Source organism: Paracoccus sp. MKU1, assembly GCF_001447385.1.
Taxonomy (GTDB): Bacteria; Pseudomonadota; Alphaproteobacteria; order Rhodobacterales; family Rhodobacteraceae; genus Paracoccus.
In genome coordinates, this window is sequence record NZ_LLWQ01000073.1 from 1 (window position 1) to 13535 (window position 13535).

Genomic DNA, 13535 nt, shown 5'->3' on the forward strand with positions numbered 1-13535 from the left:
AGGGTCTTGGCCGGGCCGTATTCCTTCGGCGCGTCACACCACCGCAAGCCATTGCGATTGACGAAGATTATCCCGCTCAGCACATGCCGGGCATCCACGCGCGGCTTGCCCATCCTCAGGAAAACAGTCCCCCGGACTGTTTTCTGATCTTCGGATACTCTTGGGAAAGAAGGGCCGTAGCCGCTCCATATGCGCCTCGCTCAGCCAGAAAAGATTGCTCATCGATCAGCTCTCCTTGCGGAGCCTGAAGCACGCCAAAGGCCTGAAAGCAATGGGTCTGGAGCCTAGGGTTGGTCGCTTTAACTCGACAACGTCCTCGTGGACGAACGGGAAAACCCGGCGTTCAATGGGTGGTATTTCGAGGTGATCGACTCGACCGGAGCAGCCGTCGGAACCCTCAGCATCCGCAGCAACAACAACCCCGCGGTGCCCTGCTGCACGCGCGGCACGCTGATCGAGACGCCGTTGGGATCTGTCCCGGTCGAGACGCTGGCGCCGGGAGATCTGGTCCTGACGCGCGATCACGGGGCGCGGCGCTGCGCTGGATCGGTTCCAGAAGGGTTGGCCCCGAACGGTTGGCGGCAGCACCGCATCTGCGGCCGATCCGCATCCGGGCGGGAGCCCCTGGTCAAGGCGTGCCGACCGGCGATCTGGTTGTTTCGCCGCAGCATCGGATTCTGGCGCGGTCGCACATCGCCCAGACCATGTTCGGCACTGCGGAAGTGCTGGTCGCAGCCAAGCAATTGCTGGCGCTGGATGGCATCGAGATTGCCGAGGATCTGTCCGAGGTCGAATATTACCATATCCTCTTCGACCACCATGAGATCGTCTTTTCGAACGGCGCCGAAACGGAATCGCTGTACACGGGAGCCGAGGCGCTGAGGGTTGTCGGCCCAGCCGCAGCGCAGGAGATCCTTGCCCTGTTTCCCGAGCTGCGCGGGGCCCCGGCCTCTGATAACGGGGCGCAAGGGCAGGAAACTGGCGCAGCGCCACGGTAGAAACAATCGCCGGCTGGTCAGCTAGCAAGGTTGGTTCTTATGCCGGCCAGGTTTTTGATCCTGGCCGGTGCGCGCACCCATCCGGTTTAAGGTGGCCGCAATGCCGGTGCCGGAAAATGGGGTTTGGCATGCTGCGACCACCTGCGGGCAGGAGCGCGCGTTACCGGGGAAGCAGCGCCACGCCCGGAAGGTTCGAGATGCGCAGCCTCATCCCGCAAGCTCGGGAACCCGAGGTGCTGCTGCTCGATGAACCCCTGAGCGCGCTCGACAAGAACCTGCGGCAGGACATGCAGGTCGAGCTGAAAACGTTGCAGCAGACGCTCGGGTTGACCACGATTTTCGTGACGCACGATCAGGAAGAGGCCCTGTCGCTTTCGGATCGCGTGGTGGTGATGAACAAAGGCGAAATCGAGCAGCTCGATACCCCCGCCAACATCTACAACCAACCCGTATCGGAATATGTCGCGCGCTTCGTGGGCGAGGCGTTCTTCTTTCGCGGGCGGGTGGAGGGGGGCTATTCCGGCCTTGCTCTGCGACAGGACGACGGCAAGCTTATTCCGATCAAGGGCGAGGCGCTGGAGGCTGGCCAGGAAGCCATTGCCTTCGTTCGCCCGGAATGGGTCGATCTGAGCAAGCTCGATGTCCTGCTTGAGCCGGAAGCGCCGCAGGGGATCGTGGACCGCCTGATGTTCTTCGGCCAGTCCAGCGACTATCTGGTCAATATCAGTGATCGGCAGATGCGGGTCAAACGCCGCAACGACGGGAAAGGCTTCTCATCCGGGGAGGCGGTGGCCCTGCGCTTTATCGCGCGCGCCCTGCCGGAAAGCGGGGCAGGGGCATGAAGCGCGCCGGCCTGCTGTTCCTGCCCTCCGTCACCATCCTTGGGGCTTTCTTCGTCGTTCCCCTGATCTGGGTGCTCGTCCTAAGCTTCCTGACCGACAGCTACTACCTAAACGATCTCCTGTTCCGCACCATCCGGCTGGCGGCCATCGCGACCATCTTTTCCGTGGTGATCGGCTACATCGGCGCCTTCGTCATCTCGCGCGCCGGCTCGACGGCCCAAACCTGGCTTGTCCTTCTCGTCATGCTGCCGCTCTGGGTGAACCTGGTCGTCCGAACCCTGAGCCTGATGGTGGTGCTTGGAAGGAACGGTCCCGTGAACCAGTTCCTGGTCGGCATCGGTCTGGCCGACCGCCCGCTCCAATTGCTCTACAACGAAACCTCCGTGCTGATCGGCATGATCCAGGTGGCGGTGCCTTTCGTCGTCATGTCGGTCTTCGGCGTACTCAATTCCATACCGCGCCAGCTCGAACACGCTGCGATGACCGTGGGTGCGACCCCGATCTCGGCATGGCGCAGGGTGACGCTGCCGCTCAGCGTGCCCGGCATCCTGGCCGGCAGCGTTCTGGCCTTCGGCATCAATGTGGAATCCTTCGTGGTGCCGATCCTGCTTGGCGGCGGTCGTGTCCGCTTCATGAGCGTGGCGGCCTATGAGACTGCGACCATTTCGAACAACCTGCCCTTTGCCGCCACGATCGGGGTCATCCTTCTGATCGTCACCATGGTGATGCTTGGGGTCTATCAATGGGCCGTCCGCACAGCCGGCCGTCCGGCGACCATGCTTCAGGCAAGCTGAACCGGAGGAGTTCCACATGCAAAAGACCTTGATCGGCACGAGCATCTGGTGGCTGGCCGCGCTCCTGTTCTTTGCGTTCCTGCTGGCTCCGCTCATCATCCTTGTCGCGGTCTCGTTCAACCCGACGTCGATGGTGTTTCCGCCGCAGGGCTTCACGCTCAAATGGTATGCCGAGATCCTCGAAAAGCCCGACTTCCTGCACAGCGCCTGGGCCAGCACCAAACTCGGCGTGCTCACCGCGCTGATCAGCACCGGTTGCGGGGTACTGGCCGCGATCGGGATGCATCGATACACCGGCCCTCTGAAGGGGGCCGTGTCATCGCTTCTGATGTCGCCGCTGTTCATCCCGGCGGTGATCGTCGCGCTGGCACTATTCCAGATCATCTACATGATGGGCATCGTCAACAATATCTGGGTGCTGCTGGCGGCGCATGTGGTCGTGACCACGCCCTATCCGGTGCGCAATGTCATGGCGCAGATGGAAGGGTTCGACCTGCGGCTCGAGGAGGCGGCGCTCAGCGTCGGCGCGACGCCGCGGCAGGCACTGTGGCGCGTGACGCTGCCCTTGCTCAAGGCCAGCATCATTCCCTCGCTGATCATCGTATTCGTGCTGTCGTGGAACAACTATACGGTGTCGATCTTCCTGGCCAGCCGAGAGTGGATCACCTTGCCCCTACAGTTGCGAGCCTATCTGCAATACGAATACGAACCCTTCGTCGCTGCCATGTCGACGATCCTGATCGTCGCTTCGATCATCCTTCTGGTCATCGTCGACCGGACGGTCGGTCTGGGCGGGGTGAGGGAAAGGGACTAGTGCCGCCGGCCAGGTGGTTTGCTCGAACCCATGAAGGTGAGGACGGCAGGCGAATTACCGCCCGCCGCCGCGCTTCGACGCCCCGGACGCATCGGCTCCGGCCAGATTGCCGCGCCTCATGCCGCGGCAATCTGGCCGGATATGCCAAGCACCATCACGGCAATCGCTGATTGAACGGCATGAAGGCCCGGCCCAAGCCGGGTTCCTGATTGCCGCCACCAGCAAGGATGGAGAAGATGATGCCGGAAGCCAGCCATCGAATGGATCGCCGCGAGATGATGAAACTGACCCTTGCCGCCTCTGCCCTGACCACCAGCGGACTATCTGCCCGAGCCTCGGGGTTGGACGACATCACCGCGCTTTCCGCTCTGGACCTCAGCCGCGCCATCCACGACCGCAATATCTCCTGTACCGAGGCTATGACCGCCTATCTGGACCGGATCGATGCGGTTAACCCCAAGATCAACGCCATCGTTTCGCTGCGTCCGCGGGAAGAACTGCTCGCCGAGGCGCGTCAGGCGGACGCGGAACTGGCGGCGGGCCGCTCGCGCGGCTGGCTGCACGGAATGCCGCAGGCGCCCAAGGATTTGACCGCAACCAGCGACATCGTCACCACGATGGGGTATCGCGGTCTGGTCCAGAACCGGCCCAAGATCGATTCTGCGCTGGTCCAGCGCACCCGCGCAGCAGGCGCGATCATGATCGGCAAGACCAATACCCCGGAATTCGGCCTTGGCTCGCATACCTATAACGCGGTATTCGGCACCACGCTGAATGCCTGGGACCAGCGGTTTTCGGCAGGCGGCAGTTCGGGCGGGGCGGCGGTTGCGCTGGCGGCGCATATGCTGCCGGTCGCCGATGGCAGCGACATGATGGGCTCGCTGCGCAATCCCGCCGGCTGGAACAATGTCTATGGCTTCCGCCCTTCCATGGGCCGCGTCCCCTTCGGCCCCGGCCCCGAGGTCTTCTTCCAACAGCTGGGCTATGAGGGGCCGATGGCCCGCAATGTCGCGGATCTGGCCATGCTGCTTGCCACCGAGGCAGGCTATGATCCTCGGATGCCCTTGTCGCTTGCTGGTGACGGCAGCGAATTCGCCATGCCGCTGCGCAGCGAACCCGGCGGCGCGCGCATCGGCTGGCTGGGCGATCTGGACGGCTACCTGCCCATGCAGCCCGGCGTGCTGGAGACCTGCGAGAGCGCGCTGAAGATCTTCGAGGACATGGGCTGCCACGTCGAACCTGTGCGGCCCGATTTCGCCTTGGACAGGCTTTGGATCGCCTGGGTCACGCTGCGCAGCTTTCTGGTCTCGGGCGGAATGGCGGCGCTTTACGATACACCCAAGTCTCGCGACCTGCTGAAACCCGAAGCGATCTGGGAAATCGAGACCGGCCGCGCCCTGACCAGCAGCCAGATCTTTGCCGCGTCGGTCACCCGCTCGGCTTGGCATCAGGAGATGCTGCGGCTGTTCGACAGCTATGATTATCTTGCGCTGCCCACGGCGCAGATCTTTCCCTTCGACGCCGCCGAAGCTTGGCCCACAGAGATCGCCGGCCGCCAGATGGACAGTTATCACCGCTGGATGGAGGTGGTGATCCCCGGCAGCATGGCCGGTGTGCCGGTGCTGGCGGTCCCGGCTGGCTTCGGGCCGGAAGGCATGCCGATGGGATTGCAGCTTATGGGCCGGCCGCGGGCCGACAGGGCCGTGCTGGAACTGGGCCATGCCTATGATATGGCGCAGGGCTTTACCGCGCGCAAAAGCCCGCTGCTGGCCTAGCTGGCGAAAACCTTTCGTTTCTTGGACGATCGGTCGATCGCGTCGAGGCGCTTCTGCGCCTCGCCGTTCATCTTGTTGCACATCGCATCGAGCAGCACCGAGACCAGCATCGACGCGGCAGCATGGGAATCGAAGACCAGCCGACTGTTCACGCGGGCCTTGATGAGCAGATCCGCCAGCTCGTCATGATCGGTGAAGCTCGCATCGGTGACCAGGACGATACGCATGCCCGTATGACGCGCCAATTCGACGGCCCGCATCGTTTCGCGCGGATAGAGCGGCATCATGAAGGCAAGCAGAGTGTCGCCGCCTGCGGCGCGGCACTGTTCGATCTGATCGTCGATCAGAGAGCCGCCCGGCGTCAGCAGGCGAACATCGGGATGCACCTTGGCAGCGAAATAGGCGAAATGCGTAGCCAGATCGGCGGAAGCGCGCAGGCCAAGCACCGCCAGGGGGCGTGAGGCCGCAAGTGCTTCTCCGACGCGGTCGATCAGGTCGGTGTCGGCAAGCGCCTGGGCGAGTTCCGCGAGATTGTTGGCCTCGGCGATGGCGGCAGCCTGATAGCGATTTGCCTCGCCATCGGAGGGTTCTTCCTCTGTCGACAGGCCGGAGCGCAGGAACTTGCGCATTTCGAGATAGCCGTCGAAGCCGAGCGCGACGGCGAAGCGCGTGACCGACGGCTGGCTCACATTGGCGAGCTCGGCCAGTTCCATGCTCGAAAGAAAGCCCAGTTCCGCGCTGTGCTCGATCATGCACTGGGCGATACGGCGTTGTCCCGGTGTCAGTCGTTGGCCGGCCGACCGGCGTTCCAGCTCTGCCCGAATGGCCTGGCGATCACCCCCCCTGTCCACTTGCGGCGACCACCGACGTCTCCAAGCTATCGGATGCGTGATTTGCCTCGTTCATGCGCCGCGTCTCCCATGCTGCCGTGTATCATTTTATTCACAACTGCAACTTGATGTATAGACCAAGGCGGCGCCGACGCGAAAGCCCCGGCCTTGGGCCGGGGCTGTAGGAGGCAGGCTGAAGCGGGATGTCAGGCTGCTGCGACCACTTTCGAGAATGCGAGGACTTCCGCCGGCTTGCGATGCGGGAAGGCAACCCCGAGGTTCCATGGGAAGATGAAGTGGATCCAGCGGTGCATACGAATGACATAGGTCATCATGGCGCCGGTAAGCTCCACATACTCGTCCTTGGTCGTCAGGGTATCGAGGGCATCGGAATACATCTGGCCGATCTGGTGCATGTTGGTGAGGCCGAGATCGGTCATGAACTCGAACACGTTGAAGGTGCCGGTCAGGAATTCCCGCGTCATGCGGTTGAGCGTGGCAAGCTCCATGTCTTCGTATTTCGAGATCTTCAGCAGCCGATACATGACGTCGGCGCCGACCAGCATCATATAGGCTTCGGATGCACCAGCACCGAAAAGGACTGCTCGGCATCCAGATGGCTACGCCGGAGATGACGACATGACCCAGCACACTCTTCAGCGGCAGCTGGGCGAGCACTTGTTTGACGACGTCGGGATTATCTTCAGCAAGCAATCTTGCCCGGAAGGAGATTCCGACGCTCGGTGCGTCGAACTCCAGAATTTCGGATGACGGCATAGGGCCTCCTCGGATGTTCTGAATTGGAATTTCCCGGGTGTGTCTTTTATGCATAACATAATTCACAATTTCAATGAATGAAATCTGCTATTCATAACGGCGCCACAGCAAGATCGCCGAAGGCGAGGGTCCCGCCCATGAGGTGACGCTTCTCACCGGCATCAATGTGCCAAGGTAGCGGATGCTGAACCGCCGCTGCGGAGAGAGCGTCCCCCGTCCTGACGCATCCGCAGTCGCGCGGCCACCGATCCGTTCGCGTCCAGGCTGATGGCCGTTTCTGCCCGGATCAATGCCAAGCACCATAATGCTTATGGTCCGCTCCTTCCGTTACCGAATACCCACAGCCTATACGGGCGTCGGAGGGGAGGGGCGGGCCATCCGTAAAAGGGGTTCGTCCCCGCCCATCGGACGTACGAAAGGTGGCTTGAACTGCAAGCTGTGCAGGATCAGTGATGGCCCGCTGGGCTTCTTCCTCTCCCTCGGCAGAGGGCCGACAGTCAGGGTGCCCTGCTGCTGCTGTGCTATCTGCCGAGAGCCGGGTGCTTTCTGGGGCGACAAGGCTTATGATGCCGATTGGCTGTGCGATGAGCGATGCGACGACGTCTTCCTAAACGCCATCATCATCGCCGCATCATCTTCTGGATCGGAAATAATGCTCTTGCTTGCTCTGGGCATCGTCGCCGGACCGTTGGTTGGCACCGATGTGACCGAAGCGGGGTGCCGTCGGCGCGTGTCGTGGGAATGAGCCTTGTCGAACTTGTCGCAGCCTGTTGGCCCGGTCCCGCGTTGCTCGGAATGCTGGTCTATGGTATTCTGGCAACGTGCTATCTTGCATGACTTGGCGCGACAGGTCCAATTCTCTGGCCGGCAGTAGTTATACAGCCGTTATCGTTGTGTTGTTAACGAATATCAAATGGGAGCTGCGCTCTGGTCCAGATGGATGGCATCAATTTCCCCATGAATTGCCTTGAGCAAGGGGGTGCGGAACGCATGGCCGCACACGCTCTTCCTCTCCACACCTCCCCTGGACCGATCGGGGCCGAACGTCTGTTGCATTTTTCTGGAGGCAGAAATGAGAAAACTGGCGTCCATCCTGCTTGTTCTCGGCGCTGCTGAGGGCGCCTCGGCGCAGGATTTGGGTTGGACTTACAAGACGACGGTCTACGGCTGGATTCCCGGAGTGGACACGTCGGTGGACACGAGGTTCGGAAACATCGAGGGCGATGTAAGCCCCAGTGATGCCCTATCCTCGCTCGACATGGCCTTCATGGCAGTCTTGTCGGCGCAACGCGATCGCTGGGGCCTGGTCGGCGACTTGCTCTATACCGATTTGTCCGCGTCCCAAGAGACGCCCTTTGCGCTTTACGGCGAGGGCGAGGTTGACGTGAAACTGACCGCGCTCAGCGGTTATGCGCTTTACCGGGTGACGAGCGGCCCGAGACTGCAATTCGACGTGGGTGCCGGTTTCCGGTATTTCGATGTCGATGTCGATGTCTCGCTCAGCCCCGGGCTTCGTCCGGGCGCATCCCAGAGTCTCGGCGACAGCTGGACAAACGCGCTTGTCGCGGCACGTCTGACGGTGCCCCTGAACGAAAGCTGGTTCCTCACGGGTTTTGCTGACTGGGGCGGCAACGGGTCGGGCGACGAAACCTGGCAGGTCTATGCCGGCCTCGGCTATGCGTTCGACGACCGGTGGTCCACTCAACTGGGCTACAGACACATGGACATCGACAGGGATTTCGACGGCAACGATGTGTCAATCGCGCTGAGCGGCCTGGCACTCGGGGTCTCCTACAGTTTCTGACACCCGCCCGGCAGGGGGCAGACATGAGGGCACGTTCCATTCCAGATCGGGTGTCGGAGGGGGCAGGGTCGAGGCCCGGCCTGATCGCGATGCCGTCCGGCGCGACCCCAAGGGCGATGTGGGACGACCCGCCACCACAACCCGGCCATTCCTGCGATGTCGTTTCCGCCGTGGCGGCCGTGCCCAATGGCAATCGGCAACCGACGACGGAGGCGGTCAGCCCGGCCGGTGTGACCCGGCACATGATGCGGTGCCGTGCTGCGGCCATGGCCATCGGACAAATGCCGAGTGACCGCATGAGGTGACTCTGGAACGGGAAGGCAGATCGCAGCGAGGATAGGAGATAGGAATGGCAATCGGCCCAAGTCTTCCCAAACGCCTGTTGCGCGAGCCGCTGCTGCATTTCCTGATACTGGGCGCCTTGATCTTCGGGTTTCTCAGCGAGACGGGCCCGGCCGAAACCGGCGCTTCGGATGGCCAGATCGTCATTTCGGGCCCGGAGGTCGAACGGATGGCCGTGGCCTGGGCGCAGCGATGGCAGCGGCCACCGAGCGAGGCCGAACTGGCTGGAATGATCCACGAGGCGGTTCGGGAGCAGGTGCTGTACCGCGAGGCCTTGGCGCTCGGGCTTGACCGTGACGATGTGGTGGTGCGCCGTCACCTGCGGCAGAAATACGAATTCGTGACCCAGGATCTGGCCTATGACACCAGCCCCGACGATGCGACGCTGCGCGCCTATTATGATTTGCGGGCCGACCGATATGTGCAGCCTGCCCGGCTGAGCTTCCGGCACATCCTTTTCAGCCCGACACGCCGCGGTCCATCAGCAAAGGCCGATGCAATGCAGGCACTTGCCGACTTGCAACGGGCGAAGGGGCCGCAAGCGGCGGACATGCTGGGCGACGCCACCTCGCTGCCCTCGGGCTTCGAGGATCTTGGTGCGCAAGAGGCGGAAGCCATGTTCGGCCCGGAATTCGTCGCGGCGCTTCTGGATCTGGAACCGGGTCGCTGGGCCGGCCCCATTGCGTCGGGCTATGGCCTGCATCTTGTCTGGCTTTCCGACAAGACCCTCGGCACGCGCCGCCCGTTTGCCGAGGTGCGGCAACAGGTCAAGGACGATTGGATCTATCACCAGCGCACCGTCGCCAATGAAGCCGTCTATCGCACGTTGCTGGAGCGCTATGAGGTGGTGGTGGAGCCACCTGAGGCACCATCCGCAGGTGCAGGGGGCGGGTCATGATGCGCTGGCTGCTTCTTGCGCTTCTCGCCTTGCTCGATCTTGCGCAACCGCTGGCGGCGCATGAAGCCCGCCCGGCCTATCTGGATATCCGCGAGCTCGGAACCGGCCAGTATGAGGTTCTCTGGAAACGCCCGATGCGGGGGGAATATGTCATCGGCTTTGCGGTCGCCTGGCCAGAAGGCTGCGCGACGACCTCCGAGGCAGAGTATCAGGTGCTCGGCGCATCGGTCGCGCGGATGCGGCTCGATTGCGGAGAGACCGGGCTGATCGGGCGCGAGCTTGCCATCGAGCGCCTGCCCGAGGCCAGCGCCGAGGTGCTGGTGCGCGTCGAGTTCATGGATGGCAGCACGCAGACCAGCATCCTCCGCCCCGCCTCGGCCGCGATGACGGTCGAAGGCCCGCGCGGCGCGATCGCCGTAGCGGCAGAGTATGTGGCTCTCGGCTTCGACCATATCCTCGCCGGCATCGACCACCTCGTCTTCGTTCTGGGCTTGACCCTGATCGTCGGTGGCAACTGGCAGCTCGTGAAGACGATCACCGCCTTCACTGTGGCGCATAGTATCACCCTTGCCCTGTCAACATTGGGGCTGGTGCGGGTGGCGCAGACCCCGGTCGAGGCCGTGATTGCGCTGAGCATCGTGTTTCTTGCCCGTGAATTGCTGCTGATGAAGCAAGGGCGGCCGGGGCTGACCTCGCGCGCGCCCTGGCTCGTGGCCTTCATCTTCGGCCTGCTGCACGGGCTGGGTTTTGCCGGCGCGCTGCGCGAGATCGGCCTTCCGCAGGGCGATATTCCCCTGGCGCTGCTGGCCTTCAATCTCGGAGTCGAGGCGGGTCAGCTTGCCTTCGTCGCGGCGGTCCTCGCCGTGATCTGGCTTGCGCGCCGCATCATGCTTACCGCGCCCCCGAAATGGATCGGACAGGTTCCTGCCTATGCCATCGGCGCGATTGCCGCCTTCTGGACCCTCGAACGTGTCCTGACCGCCTGAACCGAAACTGAACGCCTATGCAAGGAAACGATGATGAGACCGAGTAAATTCAGGACTTTCGTCCTTGCCGCGATCGCTGTCTGCCCTTTCGCGATGCCGGCATCCGCACAGCAGGGCATCGCCGATCCCCACGGCCATGATCCCGCCGACCTCGACCGGCTGAACCAGGTCGCGCCCTATTCCCCGAATGCCGGGCGCAATTTCCCCGACCGCCCCCTGTTCGGCGAGACGCATCTGCACACCACCCTGTCCTTTGACGCCGGCACCTTCGGCGCGCGTCTTGGCCCGCGTGACGCCTATCGCTTCGCCAAGGGCGAGGAGATCGTGTCGAACACCGGCCAGCCGGTCCGCCTCGCGCGGCCGCTGGACTTCACCGTCGTGACCGACCATTCCGACAACATGGGCTTTTTCGCCGAATTCTCGGCAGGAAACCCCGATATCCTCGTCAATGCGCAGGCAAAGGGCTGGTACGACCTGATGCAGTCCGGCAAGGGCGCGGAAGCAGCCGTCCAGATCATCACCTCCTTCTCGAATGGCACCTTCCCGACAGAGATCATGTCGCAGCCCGGCACGAAGCTCTATCGGGACACCTGGAAGGACATCATCGCCGCGGCCGAGGAAGCCAACGCGCCGGGAAGGTTCACCGCGCTGATCGGCTATGAGTGGACCTCGCAGGTCGGCACCGGCGACAACCTGCATCGCAACGTGATCTATCGCGACGGCGGCGACCTTGCCGTGCAGATGGATCCGATGGTCACCTTGCCGCCACATGGCAGCCAGGACCCTGTCGAGCTGTGGAAATGGATGGGCGCTTACGAGCAGAAGACCGGCGGGGATGTTCTTGCCATTGCCCATAATGGCAACCTGTCCAACGGGCTGATGTTTCCTACCATCGAGCAGTTCGGCAAGCCGATCGACGCCGGTTATGTGACCGAGCGCGCCAAGTGGGAAAGGCTCTACGAAATCACCCAGACCAAGGGCACGGGTGAGACCCACCCCAATCTTTCGCCAAACGACGAGTTCGCGGATTTCGAGATCTGGGACAAGGGCAATCTCACCATGACGGTGGCCAAGACGCCCGAGATGCTTCAGCATGAATATGCCCGCAGCGCCCTTCTGAACGGGATGATCCTGGAAACCCGGTTCGGCACCAACCCCTACAAATTCGGCCTGGTCGGCTCGACCGACAGCCACCTCGGATTTTCGTCCTTCGAGGAGGACAATTTCTTCGGCAAGACTGTCTCGATGGAGCCCGATCCCGAGCGGATCGGCGCCCCCTTCGTCAGGACCCCGGTCGGCACGATCAGTGAATGGGAAGTGGGTGCCTCGGGTCTGGCCGCGGTCTGGGCGACCGAGAACACCCGCGCCTCCATCTTCGATGCGATGGAGCGGAAGGAGACCTATGCGACGACCGGCACCCGGATGACCGTGCGCTTTTTCGGCGGCTGGGATTTCGAACCCGAGGACGGCAACACCCGGCGCCCGGCGCAGACCGGCTATTCCAAGGGAGTGCCGATGGGCGGCGATCTGACGAATGCGCCCGAAGGCAAGGCACCCAGCTTCCTGGTCGCGGCACTGAAGGATCCGATCGGCGCGAATCTTGACCGGGTGCAGATCATCAAGGGCTGGATCGACGCCGAGGGCAACCCGCGGGAAAGCGTGCACGACGTGGCATGGGGCGATGCCGGCACGCGCCAACCCGGTGCCGATGGCAAGCTTCCCCCGGTGGGCTCGACCGTCAACGTCGCCGAGGCCAGCTATACCAACACCATCGGTGACCCGGAACTGATCGCCGTCTGGACCGATCCGGACTTCGATCCGACGCTGAAGGCTTTCTACTACGCCCGCGTCATCGAGATTCCGACACCTCGCTGGACGGCTTATGACGCCAGATACTTTGGCCGGACTCCGGCCGACGACGTCCGAATGACCATCACCGAGCGCGCCTACACTTCGCCGATCTGGTATACCCCGGGCGGGTAAATGGACGGAGTCCCCGCGTTTCCTGCCCGGAAAATCCGGGGGCCGCCTGGCTGGGCTGTATCTTTATCCGCGACATGTCTGTCGCCCAATGAATTGGCTCATCCATGCTGATTGAGCCATGGAGGTCTCGGATCCATCCGGTTGGGCACAAGAGTCACGGAAACTGCGAGACATGCCGCTCGGCCTGCAAGATAGTAAGACCGTACGAGAGATTTAACGGTCTGCGAGACTCGATGAAGAAGAGGGGCACGCGGCGCGAGCATTCCTGGCCGAGATGGATGCGGTGGGGCACCGGGGCCGCCCGCCTGCTCGGGCTGGAGACCATGCTGCGGGTCTGCTTTCTCCAGAACTGGTATGCGACCAGAGTTCGTAAGGCGACCAGATCACGGATCATCGGGCATCTCCACCGGAGACATTCTAGCCGCGGATTGCCCGCGCGCCGTCCAACGAAGGCCGCGCGCGTAGCGTTTCGGGGTAACCATCCGGCGTAGGCCGCGGACGGGTGTCCGTGCTCAGGGAGTGGGCTTGGGTGCTTTGGGCTTGCCGGGCCGCGGGGACCATTTCTTCGCGAGTTGGTCAAAGCGTTCGACGATCCTGTCGATCCTGGCATCTTCGGGATCGAAGGATGCACCTGACCAGCCGACCATGTCGTCGTGCTGCTCGTGGTCCGGATCTGCGAGGGCTTCGAGGAA

At 62.8% G+C, this 13535-nt stretch carries 12 protein-coding genes and 3 pseudogenes; 10 read left to right on the plus strand and 5 right to left on the minus strand.

The genetic code is table 11. The features are described from left to right. Nucleotides 1-222: pseudogene (locus AQY21_RS27570) on the minus strand (transposase); the annotation flags it as partial. Between the two features lie 204 nt (nt 223-426). Between AQY21_RS27570 and AQY21_RS27575 the strand changes: the two are divergent. The 5 genes and pseudogenes from AQY21_RS27575 to AQY21_RS05000 all read left to right on the plus strand — a co-directional run bounded on the left by AQY21_RS27575 (nt 427) and on the right by AQY21_RS05000 (nt 5223). Further along, nucleotides 427-998 (plus strand): annotated as a pseudogene (locus AQY21_RS27575) (Hint domain-containing protein). 197 nt (nt 999-1195) lie between these two features. Then, complete coding sequence (locus AQY21_RS30145) at nt 1196-1840, plus strand: ABC transporter ATP-binding protein (protein ID WP_058096677.1); 645 nt, start codon at nt 1196-1198, stop codon at nt 1838-1840. Then, nucleotides 1837-2634: an ABC transporter permease gene (locus tag AQY21_RS04990; RefSeq protein WP_058096678.1), complete on the plus strand. Its 798-nt coding sequence runs from the start codon at nt 1837-1839 to the stop codon at nt 2632-2634. Before AQY21_RS30145 ends, AQY21_RS04990 begins: the two co-directional genes overlap by 4 nt. A 16-nt stretch (nt 2635-2650) precedes the next feature. Continuing rightward, nucleotides 2651-3448 carry an ABC transporter permease gene (locus tag AQY21_RS04995; protein WP_058096679.1) on the plus strand — a complete coding sequence of 266 codons (798 nt, stop codon included), beginning with the start codon at nt 2651-2653 and terminating at the stop codon, nt 3446-3448. A 275-nt stretch (nt 3449-3723) separates the two neighbouring features. Beyond that, on the plus strand, nt 3724-5223 hold the full coding sequence (locus tag AQY21_RS05000; RefSeq protein WP_238986690.1) for an amidase: 1500 nt from the start codon (nt 3724-3726) through the stop codon (nt 5221-5223). Here the strand turns inward: AQY21_RS05000 and AQY21_RS05005 are convergent. Both AQY21_RS05005 and AQY21_RS05010 read right to left on the minus strand, forming a co-directional pair. Beyond that, the gene (locus AQY21_RS05005) at nt 5220-6074 is read right to left on the minus strand and encodes a MurR/RpiR family transcriptional regulator (RefSeq protein ID WP_082657982.1); all 855 of its coding nucleotides are present in this window, start codon (nt 6072-6074) and stop codon (nt 5220-5222) included. The two genes, AQY21_RS05000 and AQY21_RS05005, sit on opposite strands and share 4 nt — an antisense overlap. A 185-nt stretch (nt 6075-6259) precedes the next feature. Next, nucleotides 6260-6622, minus strand: a complete 363-nt coding sequence (locus AQY21_RS05010) for a hypothetical protein (RefSeq protein WP_203416386.1) — start codon at nt 6620-6622, stop codon at nt 6260-6262. Between the two features lie 632 nt (nt 6623-7254). Here AQY21_RS05010 and AQY21_RS30150 point away from each other — a divergent pair. From AQY21_RS30150 to AQY21_RS05030, 5 genes are all read left to right on the plus strand, one after another. Beyond that, entirely contained in the window at nt 7255-7575 is a 321-nt protein-coding gene (locus AQY21_RS30150; protein ID WP_152988105.1) for a hypothetical protein, read from the plus strand. A 327-nt stretch (nt 7576-7902) separates the two neighbouring features. Then, entirely contained in the window at nt 7903-8634 is a 732-nt protein-coding gene (locus AQY21_RS05015; RefSeq protein WP_058096680.1) for an outer membrane beta-barrel protein, read from the plus strand. Nucleotides 8635-8983: 349 nt separating this feature from the next. Continuing rightward, the gene (locus tag AQY21_RS05020) at nt 8984-9874 is read left to right on the plus strand and encodes a peptidyl-prolyl cis-trans isomerase (protein WP_058096681.1); all 891 of its coding nucleotides are present in this window, start codon (nt 8984-8986) and stop codon (nt 9872-9874) included. Further along, a complete protein-coding gene (locus tag AQY21_RS05025) occupies nt 9871-10860 on the plus strand; it encodes a HupE/UreJ family protein (protein ID WP_058096682.1) in 990 nt (329 codons plus the stop codon). The genes AQY21_RS05020 and AQY21_RS05025 overlap by 4 nt, the downstream gene beginning before the upstream one ends. Before the next feature lie 33 nt (nt 10861-10893). Next, on the plus strand, nt 10894-12843 hold the full coding sequence (locus AQY21_RS05030; RefSeq protein WP_058096683.1) for a DUF3604 domain-containing protein: 1950 nt from the start codon (nt 10894-10896) through the stop codon (nt 12841-12843). Between the two features lie 154 nt (nt 12844-12997). On the opposite strand, the gene AQY21_RS05035 is transcribed toward AQY21_RS05030, so the two are convergent. Together AQY21_RS05035 and AQY21_RS28940 are read right to left on the minus strand one after the other, a co-directional pair. Further along, nucleotides 12998-13237 carry a hypothetical protein gene (locus AQY21_RS05035; protein ID WP_058096684.1) on the minus strand — a complete coding sequence of 80 codons (240 nt, stop codon included), beginning with the start codon at nt 13235-13237 and terminating at the stop codon, nt 12998-13000. 118 nt (nt 13238-13355) lie between these two features. After that, nucleotides 13356-13535 (minus strand): annotated as a pseudogene (locus AQY21_RS28940) (plasmid pRiA4b ORF-3 family protein); the annotation flags it as partial.

Excerpts from the sequence above, each read along its gene's own strand:
- AQY21_RS05015 (WP_058096680.1), top strand. The coding sequence starts at position 7,903 with ATGAGAAAACTGGCGTCCATCCTGCTTGTTCTCGGCGCTGCTGAGGGC.
- AQY21_RS05000 (WP_238986690.1), top strand. The coding sequence starts at position 3,724 with ATGATGAAACTGACCCTTGCCGCCTCTGCCCTGACCACCAGCGGACTA.
- AQY21_RS05030 (WP_058096683.1), top strand. The coding sequence starts at position 10,894 with ATGAGACCGAGTAAATTCAGGACTTTCGTCCTTGCCGCGATCGCTGTC.
- AQY21_RS04995 (WP_058096679.1), top strand. The coding sequence starts at position 2,651 with ATGCAAAAGACCTTGATCGGCACGAGCATCTGGTGGCTGGCCGCGCTC.
- AQY21_RS05010 (WP_203416386.1), bottom strand. The coding sequence starts at position 6,622 with ATGATGCTGGTCGGCGCCGACGTCATGTATCGGCTGCTGAAGATCTCG.
- AQY21_RS04990 (WP_058096678.1), top strand. The coding sequence starts at position 1,837 with ATGAAGCGCGCCGGCCTGCTGTTCCTGCCCTCCGTCACCATCCTTGGG.
- AQY21_RS05025 (WP_058096682.1), top strand. The coding sequence starts at position 9,871 with ATGATGCGCTGGCTGCTTCTTGCGCTTCTCGCCTTGCTCGATCTTGCG.
- AQY21_RS30145 (WP_058096677.1), top strand. The coding sequence starts at position 1,196 with ATGCGCAGCCTCATCCCGCAAGCTCGGGAACCCGAGGTGCTGCTGCTC.
- AQY21_RS05020 (WP_058096681.1), top strand. The coding sequence starts at position 8,984 with ATGGCAATCGGCCCAAGTCTTCCCAAACGCCTGTTGCGCGAGCCGCTG.
- AQY21_RS05035 (WP_058096684.1), bottom strand. The coding sequence starts at position 13,237 with ATGATCCGTGATCTGGTCGCCTTACGAACTCTGGTCGCATACCAGTTC.